The organism is Massilia jejuensis (assembly GCF_042656795.1).
Taxonomy (GTDB): domain Bacteria; phylum Pseudomonadota; class Gammaproteobacteria; order Burkholderiales; family Burkholderiaceae_D; genus Telluria; species Telluria jejuensis.
On record NZ_JBHSMS010000059.1, the window covers coordinates 1 to 21,819 of the forward strand.

Below are 21,819 nucleotides of genomic sequence, written 5' to 3' on the forward strand. Positions count from 1 at the left end.
ACGTGCGCGGTGTTGATGGTGATGCCGCGTGCTTTTTCTTCCGGAGCCGCATCGATCTGGTCGTATGCTTTTGCTTCGCCGCCGAATTTCTTCGACAGAACGGTTGCGATTGCAGCCGTCAGGGTGGTTTTGCCGTGATCAACGTGACCGATGGTGCCGACGTTGACGTGCGGCTTGGTCCGTTCGAATTTACCTTTTGCCATTTGAGACTCCTAACGATTTTTGAGAATTACCAGGCACACCTGACGGACGAGTACAGCGCACTGCCGCTTGAAATTCTGGTGCCCTTTACGTGGATTGAACACGTGGCCTCTCCCTTACCAAGGGAGTGCTCTACCACTGAGCTAAAAGGGCTGATGTTTGCACCGCACAGCTTGCGGCACAATTTACTGGAGCGGGTGAAGGGAATCGAACCCTCGTCGTAAGCTTGGAAGGCTTCTGCTCTACCATTGAGCTACACCCGCGAGGCACAACTTCAATTCGTCTTCACGATTTCTTCATTTTGGTGGTGGGGGCTGGATTCGAACCAGCGTACTCAGAGAGGGCAGATTTACAGTCTGCTGCCTTTAACCACTCGGCCACCCCACCGCGAAGAACCGCAGAGTATGAAGCAAGCTCAACATGCTGTCAACTATTTTTGCCGTCTCGACTAGCCAGGATCAAATAGCAGCGTTGCTTCGGGGCGTGATTGTAACCGTAGGGGGGTCGAATCCGCAAGGTTCTTTTTTATGCGATCGGCGCGCCGCACTGTCGCGTACTGCGGTACTGTAGATAGCAGGCATGTCACTCCCTCCGCACATGGACAGCAAGGCGCCCCACTACCCCCGTTGGAGCTGGCCGCAGATCCTCGTTGCCGCCTTGTCGATCGTCGCGGTTTACCTGAGCATGCGCCTGGTCAACAACTGGCTGGCCCTGCCGGCCGGCTACGCCTTGCCCCTGTTTCCGCCGGCCGGAGTCGGCCTGGCCCTGGCCACCGCGGGCGGCATGCGCGTGCTGCCGGCCGTGTTCATCGGGGCGGTCCTGTCCGCCTTCCCGACGTATCACGACGATTTCGCGCTGTCCGGATCGGCCGCCTGGGTCGCCACCCTGGTCGTCGGCGCCGGCGCCCTGCTGCAGGCCTGGCTGGGCGCGCGCCAGTTCCGCCGCAACATGCGCCCCGCCATCGATTCCGGGCGCGACGTGATGGTCTTCCTCCTGCTCACTCCCGTCGTCTGCCTCACCAGCGCCACCGTCTCGGTGCCGGTCCTGTATGCGCTGGGCGCCTTCGACGAAGTCGCGCAGCTGCGCTTCTGGTTCGCCTGGTGGGCCGGCGACACGCTCGGCGTGCTGCTGGCCGCTCCGCTGTGCTGGATCATCTGCGGCTCGCCGCGCCGCCTGTGGCGCCGGCGCGCCGCGCTGGTCGCCCTGCCGCTGCTGATCGCCAGCGGCGCGGTGGTGACGATCTATCGCCTGTCGCTGGGCTGGGAGCACGAGCAGCACTTGCAGCCCTACCGCCTCAAGGCCCAGCAGACGGCCGACATGCTGCAGGCGGAATTCAACGAGCACGTGCGCTTCGTCGGCACCTTCGCGCGCACCCTGGACGATACCGAACATATCCTCGCGCGCGACAAGTTCCTGCGCATCGCCGCCGGCTATGCGGACGGCCGCCCGGAAATCCAGGGCGTGGGCTGGGCGATCCCGGTGACGCATGCCGAGCGCGCCGGCTTCGAGGGCTGGGTCCGGCGCACGGTCGACCCCGGCTTCACCAGCATCCTCGACATGGACGAGCAGCGCCGCCTGGTGCCCGCCGGCGAGCGCGAGCGCTACCTGCCCGTGCTCTACATCTGGCCGACGGCCGACAACCTGATCCGCGGTGTCGACTTCCTGGCCGCGCCCGGACGCGCCACCGTGGCGGCGCAGGCCATGGCCGCGCGCGCGCCGGTGGCGTCCGAACCGTTTCCGCTGCTGTCCACGCCGGCGCTGGGCATCAGCCTGCTGCGCGCGGTGGGCGAAGGCCCCGGCGCGCCGGCCGGCGTGCTCGTTTTCGTGCTCAACGCCGAACGCCTGCTCGAGCAGGCGATGGCGCGCTCCGGCTTCGCCGGCTTCCAGGCCGCCATGGTCGACGTCACCGATGGCGCGGCGCTGCCGGTGGCGGGCAGCCTGGGCCAGCCGCAGCGCGACGACTACCGGGTCGGCCTCTCGTTTGCCGGACGCAGCTACCAGCTCAGCTTCCGGCCCACCGTGGCCTACACGGAAGCCGAGACCGGCGCCGGCAGCTGGATGGTGCTCTCGGCGGGCCTCCTGATGACGGGGATGCTGGGCGCCCTGATGCTGCTCATCAGCGGCGAGCGCGCCGTCATCGAGGAACAGGTGGCCGACCGCACGGCGCGCCTGCGCGACCGCGAGGCGCGCCTGGAGGCGATCCTCGACAACGCGGCCGACGCCATCATCACGGTCGACGCCATGGGCATCCTGGTGTCGGCCAACGCGGCCACCGCGCGCCTGTTCGGCTATCCGCCCCAGCACCTGATCGGCCTGTCCTTCGATTCGCTGGTGCCGAACGACGCCAAGGACGCCGGCGCCGAACTGGCGCGCCTGGCGACGGCGCCGCCCGAGGATTGCGTGCTCGAGGGCCGCAACGCCGAAGGCGTCGGCGTGCCGCTGTCGATCTCGGTGGCGCCGGTGCTGATGGGCCGCGAGGCGTTTTTCGTCTGCATCCTGCGCGACCTGACCGAGCAGCAGCGCTCGCAGGAACGCATCTACCGGCTGGCCCACCACGACGCCCTCACCGGCCTGGAAAACCGGTTTGCCTTGAACGTGCGCCTCGAGCAGCAGCTGGCCATGGCGCGCCGCCACAACGAGCCGGCCGCCGTCCTCTTCGTCGACCTCGACCACTTCAAGAAAATCAACGACTCGCTCGGGCACGCCGCCGGCGACAAGCTGCTGGTGGGCGCGGCCGAACGCATGAAGGATTTGCTGCGCAAGGTCGACACCCTGGCGCGCCTGGGCGGCGACGAGTTCATCATCGTGCTGGCCGGCCCGCTCACGCCCGACAGCGTCACCAGCGTCGCGGTGCGCGTGGTCGAGTCGCTGTCGCAGCCCTACCAGCTCGGCGGCGCGACCGCCCATAGCGGCTGCAGCGTCGGCGTGGCGCTGTTTCCGAACGATGGCGAGGACGCCGCGACCCTGATCCGCCATGCCGACATGGCGATGTACGCGGCCAAGCGCGAGGGACGCGGCAATTTTCAATTCTTCTCGCCCGAGATGAACGCCGCCACCCACGAACACCTGCTGCTGGAAAACCGGATGTGGGGGGCGCTCAACACGGAAGGCTTCGAGCTCTACCTGCAGGCGCAGGTGGAACTCGAGACCGGGCGCGTGATCGGCGCCGAAGTGCTGCTGCGCTGGAACGACCAGGAACTGGGCAGCGTCGAGCCGAGCCGCTTCATTCCGGTGGCCGAGGAGAGCGGGATGATCGTGCCGCTCGGCGACTGGGTGCTGGGCCAGACCATGAAGCTGCTGGCCCAGTGGCAGCGCGAAGGACTCGACGAGCTGCGCCTGGCGGTGAACCTGTCGGCGCGCCAGTTCTCGGGCGCGCCCTTGCTGGCGCGGCTCGATGAACTGGTGGCGCAGTACGCAATCGATCCCTCGCTGATGGAACTGGAGATCACGGAAACGGCGGCGATGCGCGACCCGGAAGCGACGCGCTTGCTGCTGCGCCAGTTGCGCACGCGCGGCTTCAAGCTGGCGATCGACGACTTCGGCACCGGCTATTCCTCGCTCGCGTACCTGAAACTGTTCGCGATCGACCGCATCAAGATCGACCGCGGCTTCGTCAAGGACATCGAGCACAACCCGAACGATGCGGTGATCGTCGCCGCCACCATCGGCCTGGCCCATTCGCTGGGGCTGACGGTGGTGGCCGAAGGGGTCGAGACCCAGGCCCAGTGGGGTTTTTTACGCGACAAGCGCGGCGACGAGGCGCAGGGCTACCTGTTCGCGCGGCCGATGCCGGCTGGCGAGTTCCGCGAGTTCATCCGGCTGCAAGCGCAGCCAGTACCTGACGCTTGAGGGCACGGATCAGCGCCGTCTCGTCGGGCGGCACGCCTTCCGGCGCGCTGGCGGCGCGGTCGGCATAAAAGAAACCCAGCTGCGCCTTGCCCACGCTCAGGGGCAGCACGATGAAACTCTGCGCGTCCGGCAGCAGGGCGCGGTGCCAGGACGGCAGCAGTTCGCGGATCTTCGGGCTGGCCGCATCCGAGATCATCAGGTCGGCGTCGTTGTCCATCGCCAGCAGGAACAGGTCGCGCTCGCCGCCGGCCGGCGCCGGAAACACGAAGCCGGCCTGTACCCGCGCCTGCTCCGCCCCGAACGAGACGCGCGCCCGGTACTGGCCCTGGCGCGCGTCCTTCAGGCACACCGTGGCGAAGCGAAAGCCGAGCGCCCGGTACAGCGTCTCGAGCACGGCCAGGATGACGTCGTTGACGCGCGCCTTGCCGCCGGCGCGCAACTGGGTCACGTCCTGCACCCCGGCCAGCAGCAGCGCGCGCGCGTTCTTCGGCTTGCCGCTCGGCCAGGCGCCCTCCTCATCCTCGCCGGCGTCGAGCGTGGCAAGCATCAGCACGTCGGGCAAGCCGTCGCTCGCAGGCGCTTCGGGTTTCGGCAGCGGCTGCAGGTTCATGCTCTCCAGCAAGCCCTGCATGCCTTCGGCCACGTGCGTGAACAGGCGTTCCAGGCCCGCCGCGTCGAGTTCGAAGGCGGCGCCGTAGCGCGCCAGCAGCGCGCGCGCTTGCGGGGTGCCGGCCGGGTCGCCGTGCCGCCCCAGCAGACCGGCCACATCCATGCTGAACGAGGCCACCTGGCGCATCCATTCGGCGCGGCTGGCCGCCACTTTCAAGGGGCTGGGCGGCAGCGCGGCCTGGGCGCGCACGATCACGTCGGGAATCTTCCACTCGGCCAGCACGGCGGCCGACAGGGTGTCGTAGCTGCAGCCGAGGATCATCTGCGAGGCTTGCGCCAGGGTGTGCCTGCCGCCGGCGGCGAGCTGCCGGATCTCGCGGTAGCGCTCGTGCTGGTGCGAGGCGACCAGCAAGGCGCCCAGGTTCTTGAACAGCGCGCCGATCGCCGCTTCCTCGGCGCCCTGGTAGAACGACAGGCGCGCCATCTCGCGCCCGACCAGGCTGGCGCACAGGGACGCTTCCAGTTCGACGCGCACGCTGCCGGCATGGGCGCCGTTGTCGAGCGTGTCGACCAGCAGCATCGCCAGCGCGGTGGTCTTGACGTTGTCGAAACCGAGCAGCGCGATGGCGCGCGAGACGGTGGTCACCGCGGTGCCGGACACCGTGCGGTAGCGGACCGTGTTCGACAGGCGCAGGATGCGCTGGGTCAGGGCGACGTCGGCGAGAACGAAATAGGCCAGGTCGTGCGGGCCGGGTTCGTCGGCGTCGGCCAGTTCGATCACCCGGGCGATCGAGCCGCCGAGCGCGAACATCTCTTCGTCGCCGCTTATTTTTTGCATCAATGCCGCGCGCACGCGGCGGGTAGCGCCCTCGTCGGGCGGCTGGATTGCTGTGTCTACCATGGGGGAACGAGCGGTTTTCCTGGCGTGCGCCGATTAATGATTGGTCTTCTTGTATTTCTTTAACACGGTCTGGTGCAGCGCCGTGAGCGCGGCCAGTTTCGGATTGCGCGGATCGAGCCGGCGCACCGCCGCCATCTGGGCCAGGGCCTGCTGGCCCAGCCTGTCGTCCCAGCCGGTGTGCTCCAGGCAGCGCAGCAGCGCCAGCGCGGCATTGAAGGCCACCTGCGGGTTGCCCGGCATGCGCTGGGCCGCTTCCTGCATCAGGGCCACGGCGCCGGCGTAGTCGCCGCTTCTGGCGCGCTCGGCGCCGCCGGCAACGAGGTCGACCACGTGCTGGCGCGTTTCCTGGGCCAGGCTGGCGCCCAGTTCCGCATGCCCGGCCTGGGTCATGACGTGCATCGCGCGGTCCATGGCGCTGGCGTCACTGGCATTGCGCATGACGTCGCGCACGATCGCCGTGGCGCCTTCGGCCATGTCGTGCGCAAGGCAGCTGCGCGCCAGTTCCAGCTTCAAGTCGGGCGACATGGCGGGCAGGTCGCAGCTGGCGGCCACCGCCGCATTCAGCGATGCGAGCAGCCGTTCCTCGTTGCCGGTGAATTCGTGCAAGAGCGCCGACGAGATCGCGCTGCAGGCGTCGGCGTGGTTCTTGCCGCCCATCGAGCGGTCGAGGTCGCGGATGACCGAAGCGGCCGCCACCGGATCGCCCTTGCGCACCAGGGTGCGCACCAGTTTCACGTGGTCTTCGGGATCGCGAAATTCCGAATATTTGGCTTTCGCCACGACCTGTTTCAGCATCTTTTCGGCCGTCTCGTCGTCGCCGGCCTCGAACGCGACCTCGCCCAGGGTGCGCAGGCGCCGCACGGCATGCGGCGAGACGGCAACCGCGCGCCCCAGCACGGCCTGCGACTTCTCGATCTCGCCCATGGCCGTATGGGTACGCGCCAGCCAGTCGTAGGCGTCGACGAAATGCGCGTTGGTTTGCACCAGTTCGGTCAAGACGCTGCCGGCTTCCTCGTACTGCTCTCGCAGGTACAGGGTTTTCGCCAACCCGAGCCGCGCCCAGGCAATGGCGCGGCTCTCGGCCAGCTTGCGGTAGATCGGCTCGGCCTGGTCGGCTTCGCCCAGGAACAGGTGCAGTTCGGCGCGCAGGCGCAGGAAGTCGACCGCATGGCGCGGGTGCGCGGCCTCGCCCGCGGCGCAGGCTTCGATCGCCTCGTGCTGGGCGCCCGCTTCCATCAAACGGTACACCGGCAGGAAGACATTGCGCTTGTCGAGGGCGCGCCCGATGCGCTCGAGCAGGCGGTCGGCCGTAAACGGTTTCAGGATGTAGTCGGTGGGCGCCAGTTCGGCGGCGCTGACGACCTTGCCGTAATCGCCTTCGGCGGTGACCATGAAGAACATGGTCGCCAGCGACACCAGCTTGTGGTGGCGCAGGTCTTCGAGCAGTTGCTGGCCGTCCTGGCCGCCTTCGAGGTCGTATTCGCACAGCACGAGGTCGAAGCTACGCAGGGTCAGTTGCTTGACGGCCTGGTTGGCGCTGCTGGCATGCTCGATGCGGGTCAGGCCACACATGTTGAGCATGCTGTGGATATTGGCCCGCATGCCCGAGTGAGGCTCGATGAGGAGGGCGGTAAGGCCGTCTAATTCGTTCATGGCGTGTTCCGTTGGGCCGGCGTCGAGTTGCGGCTACGCTGGCCGCTGCCGGATGAGTATATTACGGCAGAGGAAGGTATTAGCTAAATCAAACCATGCATTGCGGAAAAGCGGATTGCTGATGAGAAAAAGCAACAGTTGGCGCGTGCGGAGGGCCTGGCCGCCGGCGGCGCGCCTGTCCCGCTAAAATCCCGCGTCGGCCTGGCGCGCGGCCTTGGTCTTGCACTCGGCGCGCAACGCACTGCCGACCACGTTCTGGTAGCGCACCTCGTACTTGCCGGCGGCCAGGCCATCGATGGTCAGCATGCCGCTGCCCAGCACATAGGCATGGCGCACATTCGAGCCGCGGTCGAGGTCGTGGATCTTGACGAAGACCGGGTTGGGGTTGGCGCTGTTGTCGACCACGACCGTCATTTCGCGTCCGCTGTTGCCCAAGGGGTAGCCGGAAATATAGCCGGACTGCTCGGGCCAGGGTTCGCCGTTGGGCGCGGCCGGGGTCGTCAAGTCGGTGTCGCATTCGGGCTGGCGCGCCGGCACCACCAGCTGGGTCACGGCCAGCGCCTTGACAGGTGCCGGCGGGGTTTTCGCACCGCTCGGCATGGCCCAGGCATCCGGATCGGGACCGGGCACCGAGGTGAGCGCGGGCACCGTTTCCTGCTTGGGGGTGAAGGCGAGCGCGCTTGGCAATAGACGCGGTTGCTTGACCAGCAGCAAGGCACAGGCGCCACCCAGCGCCACGCCGCCGAGCATGCCGAGCCACCAGCGCGGTTCGCGCAGCCAGCGCCGGCGCTGGCGCGCAGGCGACGGCGCCTGCCAATTCTCGCCGCGCGGACGGGGATTGTCTTCGCCGCTGCTCTCGAGCCACTCGACTTCCCATTCCTCGGACGCGATCCACTCGTCGTGCTCCTTGCGGCGCACCGGATCGGACAGGATATTGTAGGCGGTGTTGACGATCGCCATGATGCGGGCGGCTTTTTCGTCGCCCTGGTTCTTGTCGGGATGGTATTTCTGGCTGAGCGCCTTGTAGGCCGCACGCACGACTTCCTGCGGCGCGCCGCGCGCCACCTTCAAGTTGTCGTAATGGGTGTGGATCTTGGCCATGGTGTGCGGAGTTGGTCGGTGTGCCCGCTATCGCAGGAGGCTGGTGGGCAACCCAACCGGTACAGCATAGCCGGGTTTGTATCCCAAGCGCAAGTTATCAATTCTACAAGCGGCGGCTGCGATCGGCCCGCACGATAGCGTCGGGCAGGTCGATGCCGTTACCGACGATCAGCACCTTGAACAATTCTCCCATTTCGCTCGGCGCCACGAGGCGATGGACGGCTTTCGACTGCGGCAGATAACGTACCGCGTCCTCGGGATCGGTGCGCAGCAGCAGGTCGGCAATGCCGCAGCCGAGCAGGAAACCGGACTGGTTCATGTAGCCCAGCACCGGCAGCCCGGCATCCTGGGCGGCGAGCGCCATGGCCGTGAAATCGACATGGGCCGTGATGTCCTGCAAACCCGGCAAATAAAACGGGTCCGGATGCGAATGGTGGCGGTAATGACACATCAAGGTGCCGCCGACGCGCTGGTCCACATAGAATTCGTGGGCCGGGAAGCCGTAGTCGAGCAGGATGGCCGCGCCCTTGCCGCCGGCGAACATGCCGGCCAGCGAACCCATGAAGCCGCAAGCGACCGGGTGCAGCTCGGTCAGATAGCCTTCCTGGAACGTCTCCGCGTCGGGAATCTGGCGCGCCAGTTGTGCCGACAGCGCGGCATCGAGTTCCGCCTGCACATACGCGAAACGGCCGTCCTCGACCGTCACCATCTGGCGCCGCCAGCCGGCGGCCGTTTTCAGCACCAGCTCGACCGGCATGGCGTCGAGCACCTCGTTGGCCAGCACCACGCCATCGAAGGTGCCGGGAAAACCGTCGCGCCACTCGACCTGGGGGAAGTCCTGCAAGGCTTCCTGCTGGCGCGCGCGCAGCTCGCCCGACAGTTCGATGATCGTGTAACGTGCGACCTGCACGCCCTCTTCGCGCAGCGCGGTGAGCACGTCGCGCGCCAGCTTGCCGGTGCCGGCGCCGAATTCGATGATGTTGGGCGCGCTTTGGGCGATAATAGCGGCTGCCGCGCGCGCCAGCGCTTGTCCGAACAGGGGCGTGATCTCGGGCGCGGTCGTAAAGTCGCCGCTGGCCCCGAGCTTGGCCGCGCCGCCGCTGTAGTAGCCGAGCCGGGGCGCATACAGCGCCAGCTCCATGAAGCGCGAGAAGGGAATGGCGCCGCCCGCCTGTGCGATAACGGCGGCAATTTCCTTTTGTAAAGCATGGGACGCGGCCAGCGCGTCGCTGTCGGGAAGGGGTAAGGACATCCCGGCATTGTAGCCAGATCGGCCCGGATCAACAATTTCAGCCACTTGCCAAGACTATGACGCACATCATGCCTTCAGCCGGCAGCGGCCCCACCCAGGCCGCGCCCGGGGTGGCGCTCGTCACCGGCGCCGGCCGCCGCCTCGGGCGCGCGATCGCCCTGGGCCTGGCCGCGGCCGGCTGGGACATCGCGGTCCACTACCGCCATTCCGGGCGCGAAGCGAACGAGACGGCCGAGCATATCCGCGCCCTCGGCCGGCGCGCCGCCCTGCTCGCCTGCGACCTGGGCGACGAAGCGGCCGTGCGCGCCCTGCCCGGCCGCGCCGCCCAGGCGCTGGGCCGGGTCACTTGCATCGTCAACAACGCGTCGTTGTTCGAATACGACAGCGCCACCACGTTTTCGCCCGGCCTGCTCGGCGCGCATATGAGCACCAACCTGGCCGCGCCGCTCTTGCTGGCGCAGGCCTTGCACGCGGCCACGCCGGAACACAGCCAGGCCGTGGTCATCAACCTGCTCGACCAGAAACTGTACAATCTCAACCCGGATTTTTTATCGTACACGCTGTCGAAAGCGGCGCTGGAAGCGGCAACGAAGATGCTGGCCCAGGCGCTGGCGCCGACGGTGCGCATCGTCGGGGTCGCGCCCGGCATCACGCTGGTGTCGGGCGACCAGAGCGAAGCAGGTTTCGCCCAGGCCCACACGGCGACGCCGCTGGGGCGCTCCTCGACGCCGCAGGATATTGCCGACGCCGTCGTCTACGCGGCCTCGGCGCGCGCCCTGACCGGCACCACGCTGGTGGTCGACGGCGGCCAGCACCTGGTGCCGCTGGCGCGCGACGTGATGTTCCTTACCAAATAACTTAACAAGGCCTTTTATGCTGTCCGTCCTGACCCACCCGAGCTTGCGCGATTGCCGCCGGCTGTTCCTGCGCAATTACGAAGTGATGATCAACATCGGGGTCCACGACTTCGAGAAAAAGGGCGAGCAGCGCGTGCTGATCAATGTCGACCTGTACATCCCGCTGGCCGCATCGACACCCAAGGCCGATCAGCTCGACGAGGTCGTCGACTACGATTTCATGCGCGAGACCATCGCCCAGCGCATGGCGCAGGGCCACGTGCACTTGCAGGAAACGCTGTGCGACGACGTCGTGCGCGCCATGCTGGCCCACCCGCGCGTGCGCGCGGCGCGCGTGTCGACCATGAAGCCGGACGTGTATCCCGACTGCGAAGGCGTCGGCGTGGAAGTGTTTCAAATGAAGGAAGAAGCATGAGTGCAGTACTCAATGACGTCGGCGCGGACGGCGTGGACAGTAAAAAGCTGGAAAAGATCGCGTACGAGAACAACAAGCTGCACAAGCGCCTGTGCCGCCTGGTCGGCCAGGCCATCGGCGACTTCAACATGATCGAGGACGGCGACAAGGTCATGGTTTGCCTGTCCGGCGGCAAGGACAGCTACGCCCTGCTCGACATCCTGCTGGCGCTGCGCGAACGCGCGCCGATCCATTTCGATATCGTCGCCGTGAATCTCGACCAGAAGCAGCCGAACTTCCCGGCCGACATCCTGCCGGCCTACCTGGATAAACTGGGCGTGCCCTACCATATCGAAAACCAGGACACCTACAGCATCGTCAAGCGCCTGATCCCGGAAGGGAAGACCACCTGCTCGCTGTGCTCGCGCCTGCGGCGCGGCATCCTGTACCGGGTGGCCGATGAACTGGGCTGCAACAAGATCGCCCTCGGCCACCACCGGGACGACATCCTCGAGACCTTCTTCCTGAACATGTTCTTCGGCGGAAAACTAAAAGGCATGCCGGCGAAACTGGTGTCGGACGACGGCAAGCACATGGTGATCCGCCCGCTCGCTTATGTGAAAGAAGCCGACACCGAGCGCTATGCGCAGGTCAAGGGCTTCCCGATCATCCCGTGCGACCTGTGCGGCTCGCAGGAAAACCTGCAGAGAAAGCAAATCAAGGCCATGCTGCGCGGTTGGGAAAAGACGCATCCGGGACGCGTCGACAATATTTATGCGTCGCTGTCGACCGTGGTGCCCTCGCACCTGCAGGACCGCAACCTGTTCGGCTTTGTCGATTTGAAGACCGATGGCCTGGCCAATCCGCTGGGCGATATCGCCTTCGACGAAGAGCCGTGTTCTACGCCCGCCAGCAAGACGATTTCGCTGACGCAGCTGTAAACCGGACGGCCGTTTTCGATGTCTGCCGTTCAGGCGATCTCCATCGCGAACAGGTGCAGTTCGCACGCCGTCTGCGGCGCTTGAAAACTGCGCTCGAAGCGCAGGCCGAGTTTTTCGAGCACGCGGATCGAGGCGCTGTTGTCGGGCCGGACGCTGGCGACGAGGCGCTTCAAGCCCAGCGCCCTGGCATGCGCCAGCACGCCCACGGCCGCCTCGATCGCATAGCCCTGGCGGCCATACTCGGGCAGGAAGGCATAGCCGATGTCGACGTCGTCGAGGAAATCGCGCTTGGCCAGGCCGGACACGCCGATCGGGCGGCCATCCTCCTTGCGCTCGACGATGTAGAAGCCGAAGCCGAGCCGGGCGACCATGGCCATCGCCCCGTTGCGCATGTAATCGCGCGCGGCCTCGACCGTGCGCACGCCGCGGTCGCCGATGAAACGGTGGTAAGCAGGATCGTTCAGCAGCGCGAGCATGAAGGCGGCGTCGTCATCGGTCATGTGGCGCAGGCGCAGGCGTTCGGTCTGCAGGACGATCATGACGCTTCCTTCGGGGGTCGGTTTGTTGCCAGGAAGAATAGCACCAAGGGCGGGGACAGGCTACGGGCAGGCGGCCGGGTATGGTAAGTTCCGCTCCTTAGCGCACATTCGGCCCTTCACGCCAAGGAAGAAAACCCATGCCCCTGTTCCCGCGCCTGTCCGGCGCTTGCGCCCTCCTCCTCGTCCTGCTGGCGCCGTGCGCCGCGCTGGCCGAGCCATCGGCCATCTACCTGGTGCGCCACGCCGAAAAGGCGGCCGAAGGCAAGGACCCCGACCTGACGCCGCAGGGCCGGCAGCGCGCGCAAAACATCGCGGCGATGCTCGCCAGGACCGGCATCGCCCATGTCTTCAGCACGCCGACCAAGCGCACGCGCCAGAGCGCGCAGCCGCTGGCGCAGGCCACTGGTTCGACCGTGCAGCTGTATGACCCGAAGACGCCGCAGGCACTGGTGGCGCAAGTAAAAACGCTGAGCCGCCCGGTGCTCGTGGTCGGCCACTCCAACACCCTGTCCGAACTGGTGCGCCTGTTCGGCGGCGAGCCGGGGACGGACATCGCCGACAACGAATACGACCGCCTGTACCAGATCATTCCCGGCCGGGACGCGACGGTCACCACGGTGCTGTTGACGTCCCTGCCGGCGAGCGGCACGGCGCCGTAGGCGGGGGCGACGACATGCTTGCCGCCCGCATCGTCTTACGGTGCGACGTGCGCGCGCAGCACCGGATACAGATTCAGCCGCTCGTCCCACGACGAGTGGCGCCGTGCAAAGAACTCCAGGCGCGCATGCGCGTTTTTCGCGAACGCCGGATCGGTCTCGACGCGGCGCCTGAATTCGGCGGCCAGCGCCGGGTCGGCTGCCATCTGCTCGCGCGCGACGTCTTCGGCGACATACTCTTCCAGGTATTCCTTGCGTTCGAAGGCGTTGTTGAACATGCCCCAGGCCAGCAGCGAGTCCGGCGCCCGCGGCTCGAGCATCGCCATCACCAGGCGCGCCTTCGGCTGGGCGACCGGCACGTACAGCGCGCCGCGGCCGACGTCGCGCGTCTCGCTCTTCCAGCTGCCCTCCACCGTCAAGCGCTGGCGCGATTCGAACGAGCCCGTGGCAAAGGTCGCCTTGTCGGCGCGGAAGGTTTCGCCGGCGAAGCGCGCCAATGGCTTGTCGAGCGTGCGGAAGGCGATGCCGTGCTGGCGCAGTTTCGCCGCCACCAGCGCCGCATGCGCGCTGGGGACGATATAGCCGGCGCCCGGCGCGGCCACTTCCAGGTCGGGCACGACCGTGTCGCGCAGCGGCACGCGCCACACCTGCGGCCTGGTTTCGTCGTAGCGCGTCATCAGGATGCCAGACACGTCCGACTCGGTACGCGTGTATTCGTAGCCATTGAAGTCGACCATGGTCGGCTGCTCCAGGGTCTTGTAGGTCAGCGCCACCGGTGTGCCGGCCAGGCGCGCGGCGCGCGCATCGGCGCCGGCCGCGGCAAGCTGCCAGGTCTTGCCGTTCCTGGCCACCTGTTCGAGCACCGAGATCACGCTGTTGTGGGTGATGCGCACGCGCGTCGGGTAATCCTTCCAGGCGTGGGTCTCGACCAGCACCGCCATCCGGTTGCGCAGCGGGAAGTAGCCGGTCGAGAAGCGCGGGTCGGAGACGCCGTCGACGAAGCCCGATTGGGGCTCGTCCGTCTTGGCGAACGACATGTAGTAGGACTGCGGGGTCGAGCCGAGCCTGGCGAGGTCGGCGATGACGTTCGTGCGCAGGGCCAGGCCGGCCTTGCGCATGTCCGCATCGGCCGAATACACGGGCTCGACCTGGATCGAGACGTCGTGCTGGAACTTGGCGCCGTTAGTCACGTGTAAGTCGACATAGGTCAGCGGATCCCAGGCGTTCACCAGGGCCAGCATGGCCTGCATCTCGGGCGCGTCGGCTTTCACGTAATCGCGGTTCAGGTTGAAGTTCTGGGCCGTCGTGCGCCAACCCATTTCGGCCGGGCCGCGCTGGTTCGGGCGGTTCCAGGGCTGGAAGCGCTCGTGGCCATCGACGTTGAACACGGGGACGAAGAGCAGCACCTGCTTGTCGAGGGCGCCCCTGGCCAGGCGGCCCGCCAGCACTTCGCGCAGCGCCAGGAAACCCGCATCCTTGCCGTCGATCTCGCCGGCGTGGATGCCGCCCTGGACCAGGGTCACCGGCAAACCCTTCTTGGCCGCCGCCCGCGGGGTGAAGGCGCCGCTGTTGCTGGCCACCAGCGCCAGCATCGGGCGCCCTTCCGGGGTGCGTCCGAATTCGATGCATTTGACCTGCTTCGGCCAGGCTTGCGCGAAAGCGGCGCACAGCCTGACGACTTCGTCGTAGCGGCCCGTGGCCTTGAAGCCGGAACGCTCGGACACGGTGCTCAGGTCGGGAACGGCCGCCTTGGCAAGGGCGGACAGGGGCACGGCGGCCAGCAGGGCAAGCAGTAAGGCAGAACGCATCATCGGGGAAACTCCGGCAAAGGAAAAGGTAAGGCGGAAAATTATAGTCGGGTTCGTACCCTGCGGACGAGCGCGCAAAAACGCAGCGCCACCCGCGGGTGGCGCTGCGTCGTCCCGGAAGCGGACCTGCGGTCGCGTACCTAGCGCGCCCTGGTATGGATCGCGATCTGCGACACCTTCGGCCGCACCGTGGTGCGCGCCGTGATCGCCATCGCCTGCGCCGAGGTCCGGTTCTGGACCGGGCACACGCCGCTGCTGCGGTAGCTCAGTGCGGTCGCGAGCAGCGCTTCGCTCGGGTCGCCCAGCTCGCGCGTGAGGTCGTCGGCCACCGCGCAGGTCGGCGCGAAGCCGTCGCCGAAGTCGCCGAAGCCCTTGGCATTGACGCCCTGGAACTCGATCGAAAAATAGGTCGTGCCGCAGTTCGGCACCGGGGTGAAGCCGTAGGGCTTGCCGCAGGTCGGGGCGCCGATCACGTCGACCTGGACGTCGATGCCGCGCAGCGCATTGATCACCGCTTCGCTGGCCGAGCAGGTGCCGTCGGTGGTGAGAATGGTGACGCGGTTCAGGCCCAGGGTCGGCAGCGGCGTGCCCTTGCCGACCGTGCCCGCCCCGGCCGCGAAGCCGATCGCCGTGTCCGGGAAGCGGATGGTGTCGGACGCCTTGACCGGGGTCTTGTCGTTGTACTGCAAGCGCTCGAACACCTGGCCGGTCGATACCGGGCCGGCAATCATGTAGCCCAGTTCGGCCGCGATGTGGAGCAGGCCGCCGCCGTTGTAGCGCATGTCGAGCACCAGGCCATTCACGCCGGCGTTTTTCAGGGTCGTGAACGAATCGATCAGCTGGCGCTCGGCCACGGCGTTATGGTTTTCGAAACTCAGGTAGCCGACCTTGCCGCCCGCCGTGTCGATCACCCTGGTGTATTTCACCGACAGCGCCGTCACGTCCCGGGCCTGCATGGTCACCGCGACGCTCTCGGTACCGCGCTTGAGCGTGAAGCTGTGCGTTTCGCCTGCCGTTTTCGGGAACAGGCCGGCATTGATCTTGTCGACCAGGGGGCGGTCGGTGGCATTGACGAAGTCGACGCCATCGATCACGGTCAGCTGGTCGCCGCGGCGCAGGCCGGCGGCGGCCGCCGGCGAACCCGGTTCGACCACGGCGACGTTCCAGATGCGCGGCGCGGTCGCGCCGCCGCTGCTCCAGGTGATGCCATAGCCCATTTCGATGCCGGAATTGGTCAGCTTGTCCCATTCGGCCGACTCGTAGACGAAGTGGAACTGGTCCTTCGGCGTGCCCGAAGCGGTCAAGGCCGGCGTCTTGAGCTTGTTGAAGTAATCGACCGGGTTGGTGAAGTCGGCCATCTTGAAGTCGGTCGGCACTTCCTTGTACCAGAGGTAGTTCTGGTGGGTCCAGGCGCGCAGGAAGGTCAGTTCGTCGCGCAGGGTGCCCTGCTTGTCCGGATAGGGCTTGCCGGTGTACGGATCGGTGCCGGTGCGCGGCTTGGCGCAGTAATTCCAGTAGGTGCCGAAGGCGTCGCCCAGGGTCGCGAGGTCGGGATCGGGCGCGCTCGGGTTGGCCGGGCCGGTCGGGTTGTTCAATGCCGGCGTCGTGCCCATCGGCATATCGGCGCCGATGGCGCCGGGGTCGCCGCCGCCGCCGCCGCAGGCGGCGAGCGTCAGCGCGGCGGCAAGGCCGGTCCCGATCAGGCGAAGCGTGAAGGTCAAGCAGGGCGTCGATTTCATAAGCAATAGATTCGGGGCAAGGTCAACTAGGGAGAGTAAGACAAGCCCGGCCCTTTGAGAAGGCTGCACGCGCCGCCTTGTCGTTTTTTTTGAAAATAAACTGTCGGTGCCGTAAAACAACAACGCCAGGACCGGCTGGCAGCCGGGCCTGGCGTTGTTTCACGGCACGATGGATGCTCAGGCCGCGTGGATGATCCCGGCCGGCTGGTGGAAGGCGGCCACCAGCTGCGCCTGCTTGGCCCTGGCGGCCGCCAGGTGGCGCTCCTTCACGTGGCCGTAGCCGCGGATGTCTTCCGGAATGCTGGCGATCGCCACGGCGTGCGCCAGGTTTTCGTTCGAGAGCTTCGGCAGCAGGCTGGCGACCGTCTCGCGGTACTGCGCGATCAGGGCGCGCTCGGTCTTGCGCTCGGCGGTATGGCCGAACACGTCGAACGGCGTGCCGCGCAGGCCTTTCAGTTTGGCCAGCACGCCGAAGGCCTTCAGCATCCAGGCGCCGAATTCCTGTTTGACCGCACGGCCTTCCTTGTCGTGCCTGGCCAGCAGCGGCGGCGCCAGGTGGTACTTGACGGTGTAGTCGCCTTCGAACATGTCGGCGATCTTGTCCCTGAAGGCCGGGTCGGTATGCAGGCGCGCCACCTCGTACTCGTCCTTGTAGGCCATCAGCTTGTAGAAGTAGCGGGCCACCGCTTCGGTCAGGCGCGTGCCCTTGCCCAGCTTCGCTTCCTCGGCGCGCACCTGGTCGACGAAGGCCTGGTACTGGGCGGCGTAGCCGGCGTTCTGGTAAGCGGTCAGCAGTTCGATGCGGCGGTTGACCAGTTCGTCCAGGGTCTGGGCGCGCTTGAACTCGACCACCCTGGCCGGCGTCGTCGCCTTCTTCACCGAGGCCAGGTCGTGCGCGGCGGTGCGGCCCCAGTTGAAGGCGGCCTTGTTGAACGGGACCGACACGCCATTGAGTTCGATTGCCTTCATCAGCGAGGCCTGCGCCAAGGGCACGCGGCCCTTCTGGAAGGCGTAGCCGAGCATGAACATGTTGGTCGCGATCGAGTCGCCCATCAGCGCCGTCGCCATCTGGCCGGCATCGACGAAGTCCACGTTCCCCTGTCCGCAAGCCAGTTCGATGGCGGCGCGCGAGCCTTCGGCCGGGAATTGCCATTCCGGGTTCTTCACGAACGCCGCGGTGGTCGAGCCGGTGCTGTTGACGGCGGCCCAGGTGCGGCCTTCGCCCATGCGGGAGAGCGCATCGCGGCTGGCGGCGACGATCTGGTCGCAGCCGATCACGAGGTCGGCGCTGCCGGTACCGACGCGGGTCGAGTGCAGGTCCGACTGGTGTTGCGCCAGGCGCACGTGCGACATCACCGGGCCGCCCTTCTGGGCCAGGCCGCTCTGGTCGAGCACGATGGCGCCCTTGCCCTCGACGTGGGCGGCGACGGCCAGGATCTGGCCGACCGTGACGACCCCGGTGCCGCCGACGCCGGCGACCAGGATGCCGAACGGCGCCTCGATGCGCGGCACGACCGGCTCAGGCAGGCTCGGCGGCGCCTTGTCCGTTGCCGCGGCGGCGGCCTTCTTCGGCTTCTTCAAGCTGCCCCCTTCCACCGTCACGAACGATGGGCAGAAGCCGGAAACGCAGGAAAAATCCTTGTTGCAGGACGACTGGTTGATCTGGCGCTTGCGGCCCAGTTCCGTCTCGAGCGGCTCGACCGACAGGCAATTCGACTGCACCGAGCAGTCGCCGCAGCCTTCGCAGACGGCCTCGTTGATGACGGCGCGCTTGGCCGGGTCGGGGAATTCGCCTTTCTTGCGGCGGCGGCGCTTTTCCGACGCACAGGTCTGGTCGTAGATGACGGCGGTCACGCCCGGCAGTTCGCGCAGCGTCTTTTGCACGTCCATCAGCTCGGAGCGGTGGCGCACGGTCACGCCCGGCGCCCAGGCGTAATCGCGCGGGTATTTTCCCGGCTCGTCGGTGACGACGATGATCGGACCGACCCCTTCGGCCGCGATCTGGCGGCTGATCATGCCCGGGTCCAGGGGGCCATCGACGTTCTGGCCGCCGGTCATGGCGACCGCGTCGTTGTACAGGATTTTATAGGTGATGTTGACCTTGGCAGCCACCGCCGCGCGGATCGCCAGGATGCCCGAGTGGAAATAGGTGCCGTCGCCCAGGTTCACGAAGACATGCTTTTCGCTGGTGAACGGGGATTGGCCGATCCAGGTCGTGCCTTCGGCGCCCATGTGGGTAAACGTCGAGGTTTCGCGGTCCATCCACAGCACCATGTAATGGCAGCCGATGCCGGCCATGGCGCGCGAGCCTTCCGGCACTTTCGTCGAACTGTTGTGCGGGCAGCCCGAGCAGAAATACGGGATGCGGTCGGTTTCCGGATTGGCCTTGGCCGGAATGTTCTTCAGCACCAGCTCCTTGTTTTCCAGGAAGGCGATGCGTTCCCTTATTTTCGCGATGATGCGCTGGTCGACCGAGGAGCCGGAGCAGTAGTGCGAGACGCGCGAAGCGATGGCGCGGGCGATCTGGGCCGGGTTGAGCTCGTAGGTCGCCGGCAGCAGCCAGTCGCCGTGACCGGTGCGGTTCTTGTTGTGCCATTCGCCGGTGTCGTCGAATTTACCCACCACGCGCGGCCGCTCGCTATCGGGCAGGTTGTACAGCTCTTCCTTCAGCGCGTATTCCATCACCTGGCGCTTTTCCTCGACCACCAGGATCTCGTCGAGGCCGCGCGCGAACGCGTGCACGCCTTCGGACTCGAGCGGCCAGGTCATGCCGACCTTGTACAGGCGCAGGCCGATCTCGCGCGCCGCCTGCTCGTCGATGCCGAGGTCGGCCAGCGCCTGGCGCGTATCGACATAGCTCTTGCCGGCCGTGATGATGCCGATCTTCGGCCGCGGGCTGTCCCAGATGATCTTGTTGAGTTTATTCGCGCGGGCATAGGCCAGCGCCGCATACCACTTGTAGTTGCTCATCCGCACTTCCTGGTCCAGCACGGCGTCCGGCCAGCGGATGTTCAGGCCGCCCTCGGGCAGTTCGAAATCGGTCGGCAGGGTGATCTGCACGCGGTCCGGGTCGAGGTCGACCACGGCGCCCGATTCGATGATGTCGGTCACGCATTTCATCGACACCCACAGGCCCGTGTAGCGGCTCATGGCCCAGGCGTGCAAGCCGAAATCGATGTATTCCTGGACCGACGAGGGATACAGCACGGGAATGCCGCAGTGGGTCAGGATGTGGTCGGACTGGTGCGCGGTGGACGAGGATTTGGCCGCGTGGTCGTCGCCGGCCAGCACCAGCACGCCGCCGTGCTTGGCGGAACCGGCGTTGTTGCCATGTTTAAAGACGTCGCCGCAGCGGTCGACCCCCGGGCCCTTGCCATACCACATGGCGAACACGCCATCGTAGTTGGCATCCTTGTACAGATTCGTTTGCTGGGTGCCCCAGACGGCGGTCGCCGCCAGGTCTTCGTTCATACCCGGGTGAAACTTGACGTGGTGGGCGTCGAGGTGTTTTTTTGCCTTGACGGCGGTCTGGTCGACGGCGGTGACGGGCGAGCCACGGTAGCCGGTGATGTAGCCGGCCGTGTTCAAGCCTGCCTTGAGGTCGCGTTCGCGCTGCAGCATCGGCAGGCGAATCAGGGCCTGGGTACCGGTCATGAAAGCGCGTCCGCGCTCGAGTGTCCACTTGTCGTCGAGCGTGATCTCGTGCTCTGGCAGGGATGGTTGCAGCTGGGAGCGGTCGAGGGGTGCGTTCATTGGCTTGTCTCCGTTGGGGTGGATGCGCGCTGCTTGTTGTTATTCGCGCTGCGACGGAGTTGTCTCCTCCGTAATCTGCGTCAGTATAGTCTTGTGACCCAAGCATTAAATACCAATCAATTCCCCCCAACTCGCCAGTTGCGCAATAAAATTGCGGGTCTGGACCGTACCCGGGAAATATATGTCAAAGATCGAATTGGACAAGACCGACCGCAAGATCCTCGAGATCCTGCAGGCCGACGGCCGCCTGTCGAACCAGGATGTGGCCGAGCGCGTCAACCTGTCGCCCTCGCCCTGCCTGCGCCGCATCAAGCGTCTCGAGGAAGCCGGCGTCATCCGCCAGTACGTGGCGCTGGTCGACCCGGACAAGATCGGCCTTGGCCTGCTGGCCTACGTGAACGTGCGCCTGGAAAAGCACAGCGAGGGTCCGGCCAACTCGCGCGTGCCGGCCACCTCGCCGCGCTTCGAGTTCGCGCAGGCGGTGGCCGCCTGGCCGGAAGTGGTGGCGTGCTATGCGATGACGGGGGACATGGATTTCCTGCTGCGTGTCCATGTCGAAGACATGGACCATTTCTCGCGCTTCATGATGGCGACCTTGCTGCGCCACCCGTCGGTGCTGGACGTGAAATCGAGTTTTGCCTTGCAGAGAATAAAAGAGACGACGGCGCTGCCGATCGGGGAAGCGGCACGCTAGGAAGCTATCCCCACGCTAGGAACCTGTCTCAGCAGGCAGGAAAAAGTCGATGACGACGCATGGCCAAGCGCGAGCAAGGCGCGAGCAGGCCGCGTGGCGCGCGAAGCAACGACCCACTGCCTACCGGGACAGGTTCTGAAGCCTATTCGCGCTTGCGCGGCGTGAACCATTTGACGGCGGCGCGGGCATTGGCCTTGACCGTGTAATCGATCGCCGCGCACTGCTCTTCGATCGCTTCGCGCATCACGCTGCCGGGACTCGGCGGCGGCAGGTGCAAATAGGCGTCGGCCTCGCCATACTCGCGCTTGATCTCCATGCCGGCTTTCGTGGCGATGTGCATCATCGTGCGGTTGCTCGACAAGCACTGCATGTACAGGGTGTCGATATCGACATTCCGGCAGTGCATGGCCGCGCGTTCGAACAGGCGCGAGCCGACGCCCTGCCCGCGCGCCGATTTCGATACCGACACGCCGAATTCGGCCACGCGCGCCTTGCCGGTGGCCCCGGGCCGGCCCGGTTCCGGCGGCGCGAAAGCCAGGTGGCCTACCCCGACCAGCTGGAATACGCGGCTGACGACGCCGAACACGATATCGCGCGAAAAATCGATCCCGGCGACATAGGCGTGGATCTGCTCGTCCGGCAGCACGGTGCCGAACCGCAGCAGGCGGTCGGCCTCGTCGAGCGCCAGGAAATGCTTGAGCATGCGGCGGCGATCGCGCTTTCCGAGCGCCTTGACCCATACGGCGGGACGCTCGCCCCTGCCGGCGAGGCTGGCAAACCAGTTGCTTATCGAATTGTCACCCATGTCGCCATCCGTTTTTTTGTGCACTGCACCATCCATACCATTGTAGCGGAATGGCGATAGCGCGTAG

16 protein-coding genes and 3 tRNA genes are annotated in these 21,819 nt (G+C 66.4%); 6 read left to right on the forward strand and 13 right to left on the reverse strand.

What is annotated here, in order from left to right; genetic code table 11:
- From ACFPOU_RS18335 to ACFPOU_RS18350, 4 genes are all read right to left on the reverse strand, one after another.
- Positions 1–203: GTP-binding protein (locus ACFPOU_RS18335; RefSeq protein WP_379724507.1), on the reverse strand; the 203-nt coding region annotated here is incomplete at its 3' end.
- Between the two features lie 76 nt (positions 204–279).
- A tRNA-Thr gene (locus ACFPOU_RS18340) sits at positions 280–354 on the reverse strand.
- 36 nt (positions 355–390) lie between these two features.
- A tRNA-Gly gene (locus tag ACFPOU_RS18345) sits at positions 391–464 on the reverse strand.
- A 39-nt stretch (positions 465–503) separates the two neighbouring features.
- A tRNA-Tyr gene (locus ACFPOU_RS18350) sits at positions 504–588 on the reverse strand.
- A 192-nt stretch (positions 589–780) separates the two neighbouring features.
- Here ACFPOU_RS18350 and ACFPOU_RS18355 point away from each other — a divergent pair.
- On the forward strand, positions 781–4,050 hold the full coding sequence (locus tag ACFPOU_RS18355) for an EAL domain-containing protein (protein WP_379724510.1): 3,270 nt from the start codon (positions 781–783) through the stop codon (positions 4,048–4,050).
- On the opposite strand, the gene ACFPOU_RS18360 is transcribed toward ACFPOU_RS18355, so the two are convergent.
- The 4 genes from ACFPOU_RS18360 to ACFPOU_RS18375 form a co-directional block, all read right to left on the reverse strand.
- Complete coding sequence (locus tag ACFPOU_RS18360) at positions 4,013–5,560, reverse strand: HDOD domain-containing protein (protein ID WP_379724513.1); 1,548 nt, start codon at positions 5,558–5,560, stop codon at positions 4,013–4,015. The genes ACFPOU_RS18355 and ACFPOU_RS18360 overlap by 38 nt on opposite strands.
- Before the next feature lie 33 nt (positions 5,561–5,593).
- On the reverse strand, positions 5,594–7,213 hold the full coding sequence (locus ACFPOU_RS18365; protein WP_379724516.1) for a response regulator: 1,620 nt from the start codon (positions 7,211–7,213) through the stop codon (positions 5,594–5,596).
- A gap of 183 nt (positions 7,214–7,396) precedes the next feature.
- A complete protein-coding gene (locus tag ACFPOU_RS18370; protein ID WP_379724518.1) occupies positions 7,397–8,314 on the reverse strand; it encodes a J domain-containing protein in 918 nt (305 codons plus the stop codon).
- Between the two features lie 103 nt (positions 8,315–8,417).
- Positions 8,418–9,566 (reverse strand): class I SAM-dependent methyltransferase, encoded by a 1,149-nt coding sequence (locus ACFPOU_RS18375; protein WP_379724521.1) that lies wholly within the window; start codon positions 9,564–9,566, stop codon positions 8,418–8,420.
- 68 nt (positions 9,567–9,634) lie between these two features.
- On the opposite strand from ACFPOU_RS18375, the gene ACFPOU_RS18380 reads away from it, so the two are divergent.
- The 3 genes from ACFPOU_RS18380 to ttcA are packed head-to-tail and all read left to right on the forward strand — an operon-like array spanning position 9,635 to position 11,758.
- Positions 9,635–10,423, forward strand: coding sequence for an SDR family oxidoreductase (locus ACFPOU_RS18380; protein ID WP_379724523.1), 789 nt, complete (start codon positions 9,635–9,637; stop codon positions 10,421–10,423).
- A 16-nt stretch (positions 10,424–10,439) separates the two neighbouring features.
- Positions 10,440–10,838: a dihydroneopterin aldolase gene (locus ACFPOU_RS18385; RefSeq protein WP_379724526.1), complete on the forward strand. Its 399-nt coding sequence runs from the start codon at positions 10,440–10,442 to the stop codon at positions 10,836–10,838.
- On the forward strand, positions 10,835–11,758 hold the full coding sequence (gene ttcA / locus ACFPOU_RS18390; protein ID WP_379724529.1) for a tRNA 2-thiocytidine(32) synthetase TtcA: 924 nt from the start codon (positions 10,835–10,837) through the stop codon (positions 11,756–11,758). Before ACFPOU_RS18385 ends, ttcA begins: the two co-directional genes overlap by 4 nt.
- Before the next feature lie 29 nt (positions 11,759–11,787).
- On the opposite strand, the gene ACFPOU_RS18395 is transcribed toward ttcA, so the two are convergent.
- Positions 11,788–12,297: a GNAT family N-acetyltransferase gene (locus tag ACFPOU_RS18395; RefSeq protein ID WP_379724532.1), complete on the reverse strand. Its 510-nt coding sequence runs from the start codon at positions 12,295–12,297 to the stop codon at positions 11,788–11,790.
- Positions 12,298–12,434: 137 nt separating this feature from the next.
- Between ACFPOU_RS18395 and ACFPOU_RS18400 the strand changes: the two genes are divergently transcribed.
- Entirely contained in the window at positions 12,435–12,956 is a 522-nt protein-coding gene (locus ACFPOU_RS18400; protein ID WP_379724535.1) for a SixA phosphatase family protein, read from the forward strand.
- A 35-nt stretch (positions 12,957–12,991) separates the two neighbouring features.
- Here ACFPOU_RS18400 and ACFPOU_RS18405 read toward each other — a convergent pair whose 3' ends face one another.
- The 3 genes from ACFPOU_RS18405 to ACFPOU_RS18415 form a co-directional block, all read right to left on the reverse strand.
- A complete protein-coding gene (locus tag ACFPOU_RS18405; RefSeq protein ID WP_379724538.1) occupies positions 12,992–14,764 on the reverse strand; it encodes a M14 family metallopeptidase in 1,773 nt (590 codons plus the stop codon).
- 137 nt (positions 14,765–14,901) lie between these two features.
- The gene (locus tag ACFPOU_RS18410; RefSeq protein WP_379724541.1) at positions 14,902–16,482 is read right to left on the reverse strand and encodes a S41 family peptidase; all 1,581 of its coding nucleotides are present in this window, start codon (positions 16,480–16,482) and stop codon (positions 14,902–14,904) included.
- Between the two features lie 195 nt (positions 16,483–16,677).
- Positions 16,678–20,253, reverse strand: a complete 3,576-nt coding sequence (locus ACFPOU_RS18415) for an indolepyruvate ferredoxin oxidoreductase family protein (RefSeq protein WP_379724544.1) — start codon at positions 20,251–20,253, stop codon at positions 16,678–16,680.
- A 181-nt stretch (positions 20,254–20,434) separates the two neighbouring features.
- Here ACFPOU_RS18415 and ACFPOU_RS18420 point away from each other — a divergent pair, with 181 nt between their 5' ends.
- A complete protein-coding gene (locus ACFPOU_RS18420) occupies positions 20,435–20,947 on the forward strand; it encodes an Lrp/AsnC family transcriptional regulator (RefSeq protein ID WP_379724547.1) in 513 nt (170 codons plus the stop codon).
- 142 nt (positions 20,948–21,089) lie between these two features.
- Here ACFPOU_RS18420 and ACFPOU_RS18425 read toward each other — a convergent pair whose 3' ends face one another.
- On the reverse strand, positions 21,090–21,752 hold the full coding sequence (locus tag ACFPOU_RS18425; RefSeq protein ID WP_379724551.1) for a GNAT family N-acetyltransferase: 663 nt from the start codon (positions 21,750–21,752) through the stop codon (positions 21,090–21,092).
- Positions 21,753–21,819: the final 67 nt, after the last annotated feature.